The organism is Erwinia sp. 198, from assembly GCF_003937915.1.
In the GTDB taxonomy this organism is placed as follows: domain Bacteria; phylum Pseudomonadota; class Gammaproteobacteria; order Enterobacterales; family Enterobacteriaceae; genus Erwinia; species Erwinia aeris.
On the sequence record NZ_RHUM01000002.1, the window covers coordinates 370,406 to 386,135 of the forward strand.

15 protein-coding genes are annotated in these 15,730 nt (G+C 55.4%); 4 read left to right on the top strand and 11 right to left on the bottom strand.

Translation table 11 applies throughout. The features are described 5' to 3' along the window. Positions 1-170 precede the first annotated feature (170 nt). On the top strand, positions 171-1,535 hold the full coding sequence (gene sdaA / locus EGK14_RS04210) for an L-serine ammonia-lyase (protein WP_125287804.1): 1,365 nt from the start codon (positions 171-173) through the stop codon (positions 1,533-1,535). Positions 1,536-1,698: 163 nt separating this feature from the next. Then, complete coding sequence (locus tag EGK14_RS04215) at positions 1,699-3,261, top strand: cyclic diguanylate phosphodiesterase (RefSeq protein WP_125287805.1); 1,563 nt, start codon at positions 1,699-1,701, stop codon at positions 3,259-3,261. Positions 3,262-3,274: 13 nt separating this feature from the next. Here the strand turns inward: EGK14_RS04215 and EGK14_RS04220 are convergent, their stop codons facing one another. The 6 genes from EGK14_RS04220 to EGK14_RS04245 all read right to left on the bottom strand — a co-directional run bounded on the left by EGK14_RS04220 (position 3,275) and on the right by EGK14_RS04245 (position 8,324). Continuing rightward, positions 3,275-4,834: a TerC family protein gene (locus EGK14_RS04220; RefSeq protein WP_125287806.1), complete on the bottom strand. Its 1,560-nt coding sequence runs from the start codon at positions 4,832-4,834 to the stop codon at positions 3,275-3,277. A 289-nt stretch (positions 4,835-5,123) separates the two neighbouring features. Further along, on the bottom strand, positions 5,124-5,981 hold the full coding sequence (rlmA, locus tag EGK14_RS04225) for a 23S rRNA (guanine(745)-N(1))-methyltransferase (RefSeq protein ID WP_125287807.1): 858 nt from the start codon (positions 5,979-5,981) through the stop codon (positions 5,124-5,126). Between the two features lie 160 nt (positions 5,982-6,141). Beyond that, entirely contained in the window at positions 6,142-6,351 is a 210-nt protein-coding gene (gene cspE / locus EGK14_RS04230) for a transcription antiterminator/RNA stability regulator CspE (protein WP_001062678.1), read from the bottom strand. 53 nt (positions 6,352-6,404) lie between these two features. Then, positions 6,405-6,506, bottom strand: a complete 102-nt coding sequence (locus tag EGK14_RS21820) for a DUF2627 domain-containing protein (protein WP_253461303.1) — start codon at positions 6,504-6,506, stop codon at positions 6,405-6,407. A 543-nt stretch (positions 6,507-7,049) separates the two neighbouring features. Beyond that, positions 7,050-8,048, bottom strand: coding sequence for an MBL fold metallo-hydrolase (locus EGK14_RS04240; protein WP_125287808.1), 999 nt, complete (start codon positions 8,046-8,048; stop codon positions 7,050-7,052). 24 nt (positions 8,049-8,072) lie between these two features. Continuing rightward, a complete protein-coding gene (locus tag EGK14_RS04245) occupies positions 8,073-8,324 on the bottom strand; it encodes a YebO family protein (protein WP_370255971.1) in 252 nt (83 codons plus the stop codon). Between the two features lie 205 nt (positions 8,325-8,529). On the opposite strand from EGK14_RS04245, the gene EGK14_RS04250 reads away from it, so the two are divergent. After that, positions 8,530-8,766, top strand: a complete 237-nt coding sequence (locus tag EGK14_RS04250) for a YobH family protein (protein ID WP_125287810.1) — start codon at positions 8,530-8,532, stop codon at positions 8,764-8,766. 35 nt (positions 8,767-8,801) lie between these two features. On the opposite strand, the gene kdgR is transcribed toward EGK14_RS04250, so the two are convergent. Continuing rightward, positions 8,802-9,593, bottom strand: a complete 792-nt coding sequence (gene kdgR / locus EGK14_RS04255; protein WP_125287811.1) for a DNA-binding transcriptional regulator KdgR — start codon at positions 9,591-9,593, stop codon at positions 8,802-8,804. A gap of 191 nt (positions 9,594-9,784) precedes the next feature. Between kdgR and EGK14_RS04260 the strand changes: the two genes are divergently transcribed. Beyond that, positions 9,785-11,170 (top strand): MFS transporter, encoded by a 1,386-nt coding sequence (locus tag EGK14_RS04260; protein WP_125287988.1) that lies wholly within the window; start codon positions 9,785-9,787, stop codon positions 11,168-11,170. A gap of 51 nt (positions 11,171-11,221) precedes the next feature. Here EGK14_RS04260 and htpX read toward each other — a convergent pair whose 3' ends face one another. The 4 genes from htpX to EGK14_RS04280 all read right to left on the bottom strand — a co-directional run bounded on the left by htpX (position 11,222) and on the right by EGK14_RS04280 (position 15,661). Continuing rightward, complete coding sequence (gene htpX, locus EGK14_RS04265) at positions 11,222-12,103, bottom strand: protease HtpX (RefSeq protein WP_125287812.1); 882 nt, start codon at positions 12,101-12,103, stop codon at positions 11,222-11,224. Positions 12,104-12,336: 233 nt separating this feature from the next. Beyond that, on the bottom strand, positions 12,337-14,364 hold the full coding sequence (prc, locus tag EGK14_RS04270) for a carboxy terminal-processing peptidase (RefSeq protein ID WP_125287813.1): 2,028 nt from the start codon (positions 14,362-14,364) through the stop codon (positions 12,337-12,339). A 19-nt stretch (positions 14,365-14,383) separates the two neighbouring features. Next, the gene (gene proQ / locus EGK14_RS04275) at positions 14,384-15,064 is read right to left on the bottom strand and encodes an RNA chaperone ProQ (RefSeq protein ID WP_125287814.1); all 681 of its coding nucleotides are present in this window, start codon (positions 15,062-15,064) and stop codon (positions 14,384-14,386) included. 96 nt (positions 15,065-15,160) lie between these two features. Further along, a complete protein-coding gene (locus EGK14_RS04280; RefSeq protein ID WP_125287817.1) occupies positions 15,161-15,661 on the bottom strand; it encodes a GAF domain-containing protein in 501 nt (166 codons plus the stop codon). Between the last annotated feature and the right edge of the window lie 69 nt (positions 15,662-15,730).

The window sequence follows — 15,730 nt, forward strand, 5'->3', positions numbered from 1 at the left end:
ATTTTGCCTTAGTACAGGTCAGGCAGAAAAAAGCGGCGGGCGCCAATGTGATGCAGCCCGCAATAACTTTTCCGTCTGAAGAAGATTAGTTTATTTCATGCGACTATCGTTCACATGATGATTACCATTAAATATTATTCAGCGATTAACTGCGCACCCGGGAGCAGAATGTGATTAGCGTTTTCGACATGTTTAAGATCGGCATAGGCCCGTCCAGTTCCCATACGGTGGGGCCGATGAAAGCCGGCAAACAGTTTGTTGACGATCTGGTCAGCCTGGGCAAATTAACCGATGCTACGCGCATCGCCGTTGACGTTTACGGGTCGCTTTCGCTGACCGGTAAAGGGCACCATACCGATATCGCGATTATTATGGGCCTGTCGGGCGCCTCGCCGGAAAGCGTGGATATCGACGGCATCCCGGCCTTTATTCGTGATGTAGAGGCACGACAGCGTCTGCTGCTGGCCGGCGGCACGCACGAAGTGGATTTTCCACGCGAGGGCGGTATGGTGTTTCGCAGCGATAATCTCTCGCTGCATGAAAACGGCATGCGCATTCACGCCTTCTCGGGCGACGAGCTGATTTACAGCAAAACCTACTATTCCATCGGTGGCGGCTTTATTGTCGACGAAGAGCATTTCGGCCAGTCCACGCTGAATGAAGTGTCGGTGCCCTATCCGTTCAACTCAGCAAAAGAGATGCTGGCCCACTGCCATGAAACCGGCCTGTCGCTTTCCGGTATGGTGATGAAGAACGAACTGGCGTTGCACAGCCGTGCGGAGATAGAACACTATTTCGCGGACGTCTGGCAGAGTATGCGTGACTGTATCGATCGCGGCCTGAATACGGAAGGCGTCCTGCCCGGCCCGCTGCGCGTACCGCGTCGCGCCGCCGCGCTGCGCCGTTTGCTGGTTTCCTCCGACAAACTTTCCAGCGATCCTATGAACGTGATCGACTGGGTAAACATGTTTGCGCTGGCCGTTAACGAAGAGAACGCGGCGGGCGGGCGGGTGGTGACTGCCCCAACCAACGGCGCCTGCGGCATCGTGCCGGCCGTGCTGGCCTATTACGATCACTTTATCGCTTCGGTCAGTCCCGATATTTTTATCCGCTATTTTATGGCGGCGGGCGCCGTCGGCATCCTGTATAAGATGAACGCTTCGATTTCCGGCGCGGAAGTCGGCTGCCAGGGCGAAGTCGGCGTGGCCTGTTCGATGGCGGCGGCGGGTCTGGCCGAGCTGCTGGGCGCCAGCCCGGAGCAGGTTTGCGTGGCGGCGGAAATCGGCATGGAGCATAACCTGGGCCTGACCTGCGATCCGGTTGCGGGTCAGGTGCAGGTTCCCTGTATCGAACGTAACGCCATCGCTTCGGTAAAAGCGATCAACTCCGCGCGCATGGCGATGCGGCGTACCAGCGAGGCACGCGTTTCACTGGATAAAGTGATCGAAACGATGTATGAAACCGGCAAGGATATGAACGCCAAATACCGTGAAACCTCTCGCGGCGGCCTGGCGATAAAAGTACAGTGTGACTGATTTTTCGCCAGCGCCCTCTGCGGCGCTGGCGCTTTCCTTTTCCCGTCTTTCTGCTACAGGCAACCCGCTGTTTAACCCCCGTTTTTCATTTCTCAGGACTAAACTTAATCTTACTTTTGCCGATAACTGACTGATTCGCGTTTCGCTTTAAGGATGGTCGTCAATGCAAGTGTCACAGGAAGCCACTGGGGCGTTTCGCCGCAGACGCTTGTTAATTGCTGTGGTAGTCGCCGCGCTGGTGCTTATCCTTACCCTGGCTTTACGCTTTATCGTTGAAAAAAATCATATCGAAAAGCTGTCGCACACTTTTGCCAGCAAAGCGATCCAGCGTTTCGATCGGCTTTTTTCGCCGCTTGACGTGGCGGCTAATAATACGCTGGGGCTGGTGGGCCTGCCGTGCGATCGGGTTCGCTTTCCGCTGGTGGAAAAGCTGGCCTCGCTGCAAACCGTGCGTTCAATTATCCTGGTCGACCGGGACAATATGTACTGCTCCAGCATTTATGGCAGCACCAATCTTGCCTTCAGCACCACCTATCCCGAACTGGCCGTAAACAATCAGCGAATGCTGCTGAGCACCGACGATCATCTGCTCAAAGGCTCGCCGGTACTGCTGCTGTGGACGCCGCTGGAAGCGGGCAATAAGGCCGGGATCCTGCAACTCGTTAATATCGATCTGATGAGCAACTACCTGCTTGAGCCTGAGCTGCCGTGGGTGGAGCGCGTTATTTTCAACGTAGGCGAACACAGCCTGGAATACGGCAATCCCCTGATTGAAAAAGCGCTGCCGTCCGAGGATGAAGTCAGCTACCAGGACGCTTCGCTGCGCTATCCTTTTTCCGTCACGCTGTATGGGCCGGCGCCCGCCCGGCTGGCGCTGCTGGCGCTGCCTGAACAGCTGCCGCTGGCGCTGCTGCTGAGCCTGCTGTCCGGCTATATTGTCTGGCTGGCGACCGCGAACCGTATGAGCCTTGCCTGGCAGATCAGCTACGGCATCAACGCGCGTGAATTTATGGTTTACTGCCAGCCGCTGATTAATGCCCGCAGCGGCGAATGCGAAGGCATCGAGCTGCTGCTGCGCTGGCATAACGATCGCCAGGGCTGGGTATCGCCGGATCTTTTTATTCCGCTGGCCGAGCGACATAACTTAATCGCGCCGCTGACGCGTTATGTGTTAACCGAAGTGGTCAGCCAGCTGCCGCTGCTGCCGGCCCGCTCCGATTTCCATATTGCCATCAACGTCGCTTCCAGCCATTTTCATGAACGGCAAATCGTGACGGATTTGGAGCAGCTCTGGTGGCCGGCGAACCCGACCCCGCAGCTGATTGTGGAACTGACCGAGCGCGATGCGCTGCCGGAGGTTGACCAGCGCGTGGTGGCTCAGCTGCGGCAGAGCGGCGTGAAGCTGGCGATTGATGATTTCGGCACCGGCCACAGTTCGCTCTCCTATCTGAAAACGCTCAGCCCGGACGTGCTGAAAATCGATAAGGTCTTTACCGCGGCGATAGGGACAGACGCGATTAACGCGACGGTAACGGATATGGTGATTTCTCTGGCGCAGCGGCTGAATATCAGCCTGGTTGCGGAAGGCGTGGAAACGGCAGCTCAGGCGGCCTACCTGCGTGAGAAAGGCGTGGATGTGTTGCAGGGCTATCTGTTTGCCCGACCAATGCCGCTGGAAAGTTTCCCTCAGTGGCTTAGCGAACATCAGCCGCCCGGCGGCGGCTGATGTTTCGTCAGGTTTAGCCTTCTTCCACAGGGGATTTTTCCCGCGTTACACGCACCAAATCAATACGATAGTCGGTAGCAGAGACAATCTGGAAAATGAACGGCGGCAGTAATATTATCTCGCCCGCCTGGGGTAGCTGGCCCTTCTGGGCAATCAGCAGTCCCGCCAGCGAAGCATGATCGTCTGCCGGCTTCACCAGCATCTGGGTATCCAGCAGCTGCTGCAAAGAATGCAGGTCGGTGCCGCCCTTCACCAGCCAGCCTTCACCATCAGCAACGATATCAGGCGTTTCATCCTCATCCGGGAACTCGCCCGCAATCGCCTCCAGCACGTCCAGCGGCGTTATCAGGCCCTGCACCACGCCGAACTCATTGCTTACCACCACAAAGCTGCCCCTGGCGCGACGCAGCACGGCCAGCAGATTGATCGGATCCAGTGTTTCCGGCACGATCACCGGCGGCATAGCGGCAGCGTAGGTGGCGATATCAATGCCCTGCTCCAGCGCCACCAGCAGCTCTTTTGCCCGCACCACGCCGACGATCTCATCCAGCTCTCCCCGGCAGACGGGAAACAGGCTGTGCGGCGTATCCAACAGCTGAACGCGGATTTCATCCGCCGGACGCTCGGCATTGACCCAGGAAATATCGCCGCGCGGCGTCATAATGCTGCGTACCGAGCGCGAGGCCAGCGTCAGCACGCCGTTGATCATATAGCGCTCTTCATCTTTAAAGGTTTCCTGCGGCATCAGCTTGAGGGTTTCGCTCTCCTGTTCGCCGTTATCCGTATGGCCGCCGCGTCGTCCCCCCATAAGCCGCTGAATAGCTTCGGCGGTGCGCTCACGCATCGGCCTTTTGGACTGATGACGAAGAAAATTCACCCGCGCGATCTGGTTAAACAGCTCGATCAGAATAGAGAAGCCGATAGCCGCGTAGAGGTAGCCTTTTGGAATATGGAAACCAAAGCCTTCCGCAACCAGACTAAGCCCGATCATCAACAGGAAGCTGAGGCAGAGCACCACAACCGTAGGATGCGCGTTGACAAACCGGGTCAGTGGTTTTGAGGCCAGCAGCATCACGCCCATCGCGATCGTCACCGCCGTCATCATAATCGCCAGGTTGTTGACCATGCCAACGGCAGTGATCACCGCATCCAGCGAGAAGACGGCATCCAGCACCACTATCTGGATAACCACGGACCAAAAGCTGGCGTAGCCTTTAGCGCCTCCAGCGATGTGCTCGCGGTTTTCCAGCCTTTCATGCAGCTCCATCGTCGCTTTAAACAGCAGAAAGAAACCGCCGACCAGCAGGATCAGATCGCGGCCCGAAAAGCTGAAATCCGCGACGCTGAACAACGGACGCGTCAGGGTCACCATCCAGGAGATCAGCGAAAGCAGACCCAGGCGCATAATCAGCGCCAGAGACAGGCCTATCAGACGGGCTTTATCACGCTGCTTTGGCGGCAGCTTATCGGCCAGGATGGCAATAAAGACCAGGTTATCTATTCCCAACACAATTTCAAGGACGACCAGCGTCAGCAGACCGGCCCAGATTGACGGGTCTAAGAGAAATTCCATCACAGGCTCCGAACAGAGATAGGGAAAAAAGAAACTGGCAACAACATCGCGCAGCTTATGGCTGGATACAAGGGAAGATAAGCGCCGTTAAAAGGCAAAGTCAGGGTGGCCGCGTAGGCCGGTGGCTTAGTTAAACAACTTCGGTGACGATCCATAGGGAGGGCGCGGGCCCGTGGCTCCTGTAAAAATTAAGGAGTTCTACTGTAAACAGCGCACGGGACAACGTCAAAATATTTGCTTACATTTACAGAAGGCCGGTCAGGAACAAACGGCCCTGCTCCGCCAGCCGTCAGACGACGGCAGGCTGTATAGCCACGGACGGCTGCACAGCCTGCCGCCTTTGCCACAGGCGCAGCGTAAAGTCTGTTTCGACCTCAAACGATGGCGTGGTCGCCAGCACCCCCCAAACTTCAGGACGGGCGCGCCAGGCAAAAGGCGTCATCTGCAAGAGCGCGGCGGACGTTTCGCTATTCAGGCTCATTAAATAATTAAGTGAATGCTGCTCTACCAGCGTAAAGTCCGGCAATGCTTCGGGCGTCTCATCATGCAGGCGTGCTTCCTGGTAGATTAGCTCTTTAAACTGTAACAGGTGTCGTGGCCCCGGCGTAACGGTCAGGACGTAACCGTGGGGCTTCACTACCCGCGCCAGCTCCTCCGCCTTGCAAGGCGCATAGATACGCAGCACGGCATCAAACTGCTCGCTGGCAAACGGTAGCCGGTGGCTGGACGCCACGCAAAAGCGAACGTTGCGATAGCGTTTAGCGCCAGCGCGCACCGCAACTCTGGATACATCCAGCGCGTGGACTTCCGCCTCGCCTTTTCTTTGCAGCATATCGGCAACCGCGTGGGTGTAGTAGCCTTCGCCACAGCCAATATCGAGCACGCTGGCGTTTTCGGGCGGGAGGATGCGCTGGAAAATATCGCAGACGCTGGACTGGAGAGGCTGATAGTGCCCGGCATCCAGAAATTCACGTCGCGCCTGCATCATCTCGGCGCTGTCGCCCGGCTGCTTCGATCGTTTGTGCTGCACCGGCAGCAGATTGACGTAGCCCTCTTTTGCCCGATCGAACTGATGCCGGTTTTCACATCGCCAGCCGGAAGCATCGGGCAGCAAGGGATGATGGCAAAGCGGGCAAAGATAAGACATAACAACTCTCCGGTAACGTTAAGAGCGGCAGTTTACCGGAAATACGCAGGCCAGGGCAGGTTTTCATGAGCGCAAAGGAAAAAGCCCCGCCGATATCGGCAGGGCTTTACTATTCTGATGCTTGCCTGAACCGTCGCGCGGGCAACGGCAAGATCGAAAATTAGATAGCGGTGACGTTCACAGCAGCAGGGCCTTTCTGGCCGTCCTGAATTTCGAACTCAACGTTCTGGCCTTCAGCCAGAGTTTTGAAGCCATTGCCCTGGATAGCAGAGAAGTGTACGAACACGTCTTTGCTGCCGTCTGCAGGGGTAATGAAGCCAAAACCTTTAGACTCGTTGAACCACTTAACCTGACCTTTAATCTTTGCCATTTTGCAAATTCCTTAGAGTGTTAATTCGCCCGAGGGCGTGACGTACAGAAAAATCAGAGACACAACTGCATGAGGCATAAATTAAGGCTCGGCAAGGAAGCGGTATTCAACGTAACGTCTTTACTCAGAACTTCTTTACTGAAGATGCCATACATAAACAGAACTGTACCCCGTTTTACCAAAAGCGTTATCACATATTCGATTATTAATGGCAAGTCATTTTTATAAGGTCGTCGGACTGTCGCACATATTTGAAACGTCTGCGGCACTTATTGCACATCAACTCAGGAATTATTGAACGTCGCCAGGGTAAAGCCGAATGGCACAGGCCCATCGGTCATGCAATTTTCTAAGGACATCTTAGCCTTCTGCTGCGGCCAAGTCTACGGTTTCTCGCTGCCCTCCGGCCGATTTTCCAGCCGGCTTATGGCAGAAATATGACATTGCTTACTCAAAAATCTTCATTTAAAGATGGCTCCGCGCCACGCAAAATTAGAATGACATTGCGGTATCAAAAGGAGCATGTGGTTCATATTTAAATTTAAACTGCACCAAAATCAGGAAAATGTATTTCTGCTTGCCCCATTTAAATGCAGCCCCCTTCCCGATTAATTGCCATTAGTACCATCAATCTATTTGGATTAACCGGCATTGATATCAGCGCGTACGCATTTTAAAATTGCTTACCAGGATTATTCTTAATTTATATTTTTAAGGGGCATCCTTGCGCCAATTTTCCATGCGCTGAAACGGCGTTCGTCCAGCTTTGCTGCCTGCATCTTTTCGCTCAGCAAGCGCGGCGGCTCATCCAGTGATTCGTCCGCCAGCTCGAATACGCCCCAATGAATGGGAATGGTGACGGGCTGGCCCAGCGCCTGATGTAGCGAAATGGCCTCGTCCGGATCCATATGCTGTCCGCGCATAAACCACTGCGGCGCATAAGCGCCCGTTGGCAAAGCAGCCAGGTTGAAAGGCCCCAGCCTGCGCGGGATCTCCAGCAGGCTTTCAGAATAGCCGCTGTCGCCGCTGAACCAGAAATTTACCCCCTGATTCTTTACTACCCAACCGCACCATAGAGAACGGTTGCGATCCCAGGGCGTACGCATACTCCAGTGACGCGCCGGAACGGCAAAGATCTGCATTTCGCGATCGGTGACACACTCCCACCAGTCGAGCTGCGTGACCTTTTTCGCTCCGCGTTTTTTAAACCAGGGCGCCAGCCCCAGCGGCACCACAAAATGCACCTGCGGAAAACGACGCAGGATCAGTTTGATGGTAGGCCAGTCAAGATGGTCATAGTGGCTGTGCGAAATCAGTACGCGATCCAACGCGGGCAGGTCTTCGACTTTCAGCGCGGCAGGCGTTTTGCGCTGCGGCCCGTAAAATCGAAGCGGCGATGCGCGCAACGCCAGCGCCGGATCGATTAGCGTGTATTGGCCCGAGGTGCGTAGCAGCAGGCAGGCATGGCCCAGCCACCAAACCGCATCCTCCTCGCCGCTTAAATCGGCAGGCTGCCACCACTGACGAATAAATGCATCGTAACCCTGCGCCGGTGGAAAAGGCAGCCCCTGCGCCTTGCGCTCTTTGCGCCAGCGCTGTAAATCTCCGGGCTGGCGCAGATCCTGTTCAGGATTACGGAAGCCTTCCGGCGTATGGTGCGCCTTGTGCGGATCGTACCAGGGGTTTTGCCAGGCCATGCGGCCCTCCTTGTGCCGGAGCGATTAGCGCTCCGGAATTAAACGAATAAAATCAGTTTCATTGTTATCCTCAGCCGGTGTCTGCCGCGCGCCGACAAGCTTCATCAGCAGCTGATTCTGCCGTTTCTGCTCGTCAAGCAGCGCCTCCAGCAGGCGTATCTGTTCATTAGCTCTGACGCTGGCGCGAGTGATAAAAAACCAGGTGATTAGCCCGACAAGCGTGATGCCGATAAGCAAACCGGCTCCCGCCGCGCCGTTGGCGACCTCGTTTAACATACCTATACTCCTGATGTTACACATAATTATAATGAGCCGAATTTTACCCGCTCATCAACGAATTGATAGCGCGCTGATAAAAATTTAGGAACCTTCGCGCAGGCTTTATGACGATACTGCTGTATGCTGACAATGTTTTGCGTATCTGCTCACAATGTACTGGCGTCGGCGACTACGGGAAAGGCCGACGCATAAAGGAGAAAGCATGAAATTTTTTGTTCGTCTTGTTGGCCTGCTGGTCGTGATTTGGCTGGCTCTGCTGGTCACCGGCTACGGCGTACTGACCGGAAGCCATAAGAATGTCGCAGGGATGGGGCTGCAATGCCAGTATCTTACCGCTCGCGGCATGACTACCGCCCAGTATTTGCACAGCGACAGCGGCATTGTCGGCGTCACCGACTGCCCTTTACTGAAAAAAAGCAGTGAAGTGATCGATAACTGAAACCGCGACGGGCCGAGCGCTGTCGGCCCGTCGGTTCAGAAAGGATAGTTCCGATAGCCCATCTGTTCCGATATCAGCCTTGCCGCACGGTGCAGCATAGCAACATAGTTGCTCTTCTCTTCTTCGGTAAAACGGATGGTCGGGAAGGAGATGCTCAGTCCGGCAATCACCACGCCAAAGCGATCGAATACAGGCACGGCGATGCAGCGCAATCCCTCTTCCTGTTCTTCGTTGTCTTCGCCAAAGCCCTGCGCGCGTACCCGTTCCAGCTGGGTTATCAGCGCGTCCGCAGACGTAAGCGTACGGGAGGTATTCTTCTGAAAGCTGACGTCTGCCAGGATGCTTTTTACCTCTTCCGACTCGCGCCAGGCCAGCAGTACTTTACCAATAGCGGTGCTATACAGCGGATTGCGTCGGCCAATGCGTGAGTACATGCGCAGATTGTAAAGCGAGTCGATTTTGTGAATATAAACAATGCTGTCTTCTTCCAGCGCGCCCAGGTGGATCGTCTCGCGGGTCTGGCGGGAAAGTTCGCGCATCTGGATATCGGCGCTGCGTATCAGATCGACATTCTGTAACGCCTTTGCGCCCAACTCAAACAGCTTCAAAGTCAGGCTGTATTTTTCCGTGTCGCCTTCCTGCGCAACGTAACCCAGCGACTTCATGGTCTGCAAAAAACGATAAACGGTGCTTTTCGACATCATCACCCGCTGTGACAGCTCGGTAATGCCGTGCGCTCGCTCTTCGCCCAACGCCTGTAAAATGCCGAACACTTTCAGTACGGAAGAGACCGAATCGGGCTGTTTATCCACCTCATCCTTCGCCATAACGATTTTGCCTTATTGTTTTATAAAAAATGGAACACTATTCCCAGTATACTTTTTGCCACAGCGATAGCGCAACGCTAACCTGTCGGCAGCACAGACACATTTGCTGATGGTTCAGCGCGCTGAATAAATGGTAAGGCAGTGAAAAAATCATTAGCATTATGATATTCACTCTCCTGACTATTTTTTCTATGCCGCAAACTCTTCCATCAGATGGCCTGCCCGTTCCGCAGCGCTATGGCGCGATTTTAGCCATCGCGCTGGGTATAACCGTTGCCGTGCTGGACGGTGCCATCGCCAACGTGGCGCTGCCAACCATTGCCCGCGATCTCCAGGCCAGTCCGGCGGCCTCGATCTGGATCGTTAACGCCTATCAGCTGGCGATTATTGTCTCGCTGCTGTCGCTCTCTTTTCTGGGCGATATCCTGGGCTATCGCCGCGTCTATCAGTGTGGGCTGGTGGTTTTTACCTGTACCTCGCTGTTCTGCGCGCTTTCCGACTCGCTGGGCATGTTGACCTTCGCCAGGGTGCTGCAGGGTTTTGGCGGCGCGGCTCTCATGAGCGTGAACACCGCGCTGATCCGCATCATTTATCCTCAGCGCTATCTGGGGCGCGGAATGGGCATCAACTCGCTAATCGTCGCCGTCTCGACCGCCGCCGGCCCGACCGTGGCTGCTGCCGTGCTCTCGGTCGCCTCCTGGCAATGGCTGTTCCTGATTAACGTACCGGTAGGACTCGGCGCGCTATTTCTCGCCTTCCGCTTTCTACCCGATAATCCGCAAAAAGCCAGCGAACAGCGCTTTGATATTCCCAGCGCCATCATGAACGCGCTGACGTTCGGCCTGTTGATCTCTGCGCTGAGCGGTTTCGCCCAGGGTCAGAGCGGCAAACTGATTGCGGCGGAACTGGTCGCGCTGGCGATAATCGGCGTGGTGTTTATTCGTCGTCAGCTGCGGCTGCCGGTGCCGCTGCTGCCGGTTGACCTGCTGCGTATCCCGGTATTTTCACTGTCGCTCGGCACCTCGGTATGCTCCTTTTGCGCGCAGATGCTGGCGATGGTGTCGCTGCCGTTTTTTCTGCAAACCGTGCTGCATCGCGACGAGGTGACGACAGGCCTGCTGCTGACGCCATGGCCGCTGGCGACGATGGTGATGGCACCGATAGCGGGCAGACTCATCGAGCGCTACCATGTCGGGCTGTTGGGCGCGACAGGATTGGGATGTTTTGCGATCGGCCTGTTTTCGCTGGCGCTGCTGCCAGCGTCGCCGGATAACTGGAGCATTATCTGGCGCATGACGATCTGCGGCGCAGGCTTTGGCCTGTTTCAGTCGCCCAACAACCACACTATTATCAGTTCGGCGCCGCGTCATCGCAGCGGCGGCGCGAGCGGCATGTTGGGCACGGCGCGCCTGCTGGGACAAACCAGCGGCGCGGCGCTGGTCGCGTTAATGTTCAATCTGTTCAGCGACCAGGGCACGCACGCCTCGCTGCTGCTGGCAGGAGGATTTTCTACGCTGGCCGCCATCATCAGCGCGCTTCGGCTGACGCAGCCGGGGCCGGAACAGAAAGCGGGCTGATCGGCAGGCAAAAAAATGCCGGTCAGCGACCGGCATTTATCGTCTTAACGACTATTTCAGGTACTGGCCGCTGCGCAGCGCCTCGATACGCTTATCCAGCGGTGGATGCGACATAAAAAGCTCGCTCAGCGACTTCGATTTGCCATTAATGCAGAACGCCATCATGGTGCTTGCTTCCTGCGGCTCATAGCTGGTTTTCAGACGTTGCAACGCGGCGATCATTTTCTCGCGGCCAACCAGACGCGCCGAACCGGCGTCGGCATGGTACTCACGATGGCGCGAGAACCACATGGTGATAATGCTGGCCAGAATACCGAAGACCAGCTCCAGCACCATCGACACCGCAAAATAGACCAGCGGGTTGCCGTTGCTGCTTTCGCCTTCTTCGCGGTCGCCCGACATAAAGCCTGCGGCTATCTGCGCAATAATGCGTGAGATAAAGATCACAAAGGTGTTTACCACGCCCTGGATCAGCGTCATCGTCACCATGTCGCCGTTGGCGATATGGCTGATCTCATGCGCCAGCACCGCCTCGGCCTCATCACGGTTCATGTTTTGCAGCAGCCCGGTAGAAACCGCAACCAGTGAAGCATCGCGGCGCGCGCCGGTAGCAAAGGCGTTAATGTCCGGTGCGTGATAGATAGCAACCTGCGGCATAGCAATGCCCGCCTGCTGCGCCTGTCCGGCAATGGTCTGCATCAGCCAACGCTCGGTTTCGTTACGTGGCTGTTCAATGACCTCACCGCCCACGGAGCGCAGCGCCATCCATTTAGACATCAGCAGTGAGACAAACGCACCGCCAAAGCCAAACAGACCCGCCATGATCATCAGGCCCTGAACACTGCTTGACTGAATTCCCGTCAGACTGAGGATCAGTCCAAAAACCAACATTACGCCCAGGTTGGTTAACAGGAAAAGCGCAATACGCATCATAAAATTTCTTCTTCCTCAGTTAAAAAATCGCTTATAGCGGATAACTATCCTATGGGCACGGCAAAACATTTCAAGCGGCAGAGGGCATTAAGTGTCTAAAAAGACATAACTTTACATTTTGTCTTAACTTTTAACGTTCAGGAAAACATTGACTGTCAGGAAAGGCAAAGTTACCGCGTGGACAGGGAAAGTTCAGGTAAAAATAAGGCACAGCTTGCGCTGTGCCCTGAAGGTTATTTGGTGCTCTGGTTTTTTTCCAGCTGCGCCAGGTCATTGGCAATCTTGACCGTTTCGTCCAGATAAGGATCCGGCTCTTTATAGTCCTTTGGCAGATCCTCAAGCTTCGCCAGCGGCTTTTTGCCTTCCAGCTTGAGACGGGCGTTGATCCGCTCCAGCCGCAGCGCGTCATCCTCGTGATTCTCTTTCTCGCGTTCGGCAAGATTCAGCGAGATGATATTGCGCTTATCCTTCATCGCGTTGAAGCGGGCGATATCCTTCAGGATGTACTGGAACTCCATATCCTTCGCGATACGATCCTGATGTGTCTTGAGCAGCTGCGGGATCAGCGGCTTAACGTCGCCGGTTTTGGTATAGGCCGCCGCATCAATGCTGTCCCAGGGCAGCGCATTATCCTCGAATTTTTCACCGGTTTCCACCGCTTCCACGCCGGTCGGCATCAGCAGATCCGGCGTAACGCCTTTACGCTGAGTACTGCCGCCGTTAACGCGGTAGAACTTCTGTATGGTATAGGTGATGGATCCCAGCGCAGGCCACTCGGGACGCAGCATCTGATCGTAAATACGGTTCAGCGAGCGATACTGCTGCACGGTGCCTTTACCAAAGGTCGGTTCACCGACGATCAGCGCACGGCCATAATCCTGCATGGCGGCGGCAAAGATCTCGGAAGCCGAGGCGCTGAAACGGTCTACCAGCACCACCAGCGGGCCTTTGTAATAAACCATGCTGTCGGTATCGCTGTCCTGACGCACCTTGCCGTTGTTATCACGCACCTGCACCACCGGGCCGCCCGGAATAAACAGGCCGGAAAGCGATACCGCCTCCGTTAGCGCCCCGCCGCCGTTGGTACGCAGGTCGATCACTACGCTGTCGACGTTCTGCTTCTGCAGCTTTTGCAGCTGCACTTTTACATCGTCGGTCAAACCAACGTAGAAACCAGGAATATCCAGTACGCCGACCTTCTCTTTACCGACGTTATGCACGCTCATTTTCACCGCGCGATCTTCCAGACGGATTTTTTCGCGGGTCAGCGTAATAATACGGGTTTTGGTGCCCTTGCCGGCCGGCAGGATCTCCAGACGCACTTTGCTGCCTTTCGGGCCTTTAATCTGCGCCACAACGTCATCAAGACGCCAGCCGATCACGTCCTGAACCGGTTTGCCGGGCTGGCCGACGCCGACGATGCGATCGCCCACGGTAATCGCTTTGCTTTTGGCTGCCGGGCCGCCCGCAACCATGGAATTGATTACGGTGTAATCATCATCCATTTGCAGCACGGCGCCGATGCCCTCCAGCGACAGGCTCATTTCAGTATTGAACTGATCGGTATTACGCGGGGAAAGGTAGCTGGTATGCGGATCGATTTCACGTGCGAAAGCGGTCATCGCCAGCTGGAAAACGTCCTCGCTGTTGCTCTGCGCCAGACGACGGATAGCAAACTGATAGCGCTTGGTGAGAACCTCGCGGATCTCCTTTTCTTCTTTACCCGTCAGCTTCAGGCTCAGCTCGTCATATTTGACTTTAGCATCCCAAAGCTGGTTCAGCTCCGCAGTGGTTTGCGGCCAGGGCGCCTTGCTGCGGTCGATATCAATGGTATCGTGACCGCTAAAATTCATCGGCTTGTTCAGCACCGTCAGCGCGTATTGATAGCGCTCAAAACGGCGTTTCTGCGCCAGGTTATATAAATCGTAAAAAACATCCAGCTGACCCGATTTCAGTTCATCGCCCAGCGTGGTTTTTTTGGTGTTGTACTGTGCCACGTCAGAAGCCAGCAGCACATTGTGGTTGTAGTCCAACAGATTCAGATAGCGGGCGAAAATTTTCGCGGAGAAATCTTTATCCAGATCGAACTGACGATAGTGGGAACGCGTAAAGCGCGACGTCACGCGCTCGCTGACGGTCGCGTGCTGCGGTTCCTGATGAAGCTGCGGAATTTGCTCGGCGCGCGTAATAGCATCGGCGGCGAAAACATGTCCGGTAAACAGCAGTGCAGCAATAACGGTGGTTTTAAAAAAGTTGTTCATGCCCTGATTGGCCTCCGTATCAGAACTGCAAGTGTTCTGCGCGCACTATCATTGCCAGGCCGGAAGCCAGCTGTACCCGGACGCCATCTTTTGTAATCTCAAGAATGGTTGCATCCATCGCACTTTTGCCTGCCGTGACTTTGATGTTTTGACCCACCTGCAATGCTGCGGTATCCGTAACGGGTGTCGTGCGTTGCGGTTGGCGTTCTGCGGAAGGCGCGCGGCCAGGATTACGCTGCGGCTTGCTGCGTGCGGCCCGAGGCTGCTCGCCTTCAGCAGAAGGTTTACGAACCGGCTTGCGTGGGCGACGAGGGGCAGTTTCTTCACCCGCTTCGCGTTTTTTCGCCTGCTGCTGCTCGCGCTGCGCCTGAACGCGCGCCTTGGCCTCTTCGAGCTGCTTACGGGCGTGTTCCACGTGCTGCTCGTCCAGAACGCCACAGGCGTTGCCGTCCAGGTCAACGCGGGTGGCACCAGCTTTGATGCCGTATAAATAGCGCCAGCTTGAAGTATAAAGGCGCAGCGCGGAACGAAGCTGAGTTTTACTCAGGCCCATTTCGCCCTGCACGCGGTCGACTAAATCCTGAAAGATGCCGATTTTTAGCGGCCGCGCTTCGCCTTCGGCGCTGAAGCACTGTGGGAACCGCTCCGCCAGAAAGGCGATTACTTCTTTACTGCTATTCAACTTGGGTTGATTTTCCATGAAATTTCCTGATTACAACGGGTTTGCCAACCAGCGCAGGCATGAACAGGCGTCATTATAATGACACCATCAGCAAATGCTACGTGATCCAGCACTTTAGCTGCGTTTCATGTGAATAAATTTTTCCACGTCCGTGTTGGCAAGCACTTCACACAGCCCATCAACCAGCGTAATCAGCCCGTTTTCGTCTTCCTGATCGAAGCGATTATATTCCACGCTGTCGATATCCAGTACGCCGATCGTCTCACCGTTTACCACCAGCGGCAGCACGATTTCGGCATTGCTGGCCGCGTCGCAGGCAATATGACCAGGGAAGGCATGGACGTCGTCCACGCGCTGTACGGCGCTTTCCGCCACCGCCGTTCCGCAGACGCCGCGCCCGACCGGAATGCGCACGCAGGCGATTTTGCCCTGAAAGGGTCCCAGCACCAGGGTCTTCTCTTCCGTCAGCAGATAAAACCCGGCCCAGTTAACGCCTTCCAGGCGCTCGAACAGCAGCGCGCTGCAGTTGCCCATCGCGGCCAGAAAGCTGGTTTCGCCGGCGATAAGCGCGCGTAAATCACGATTGAGATCCGAGTAAAATTCTTTTTTAGTCATTTTTTAACCATTATTAAAACTGTTACGAAGCCCGGAATGGCTTCGCCTGATAAAATAAGCATTAAATGT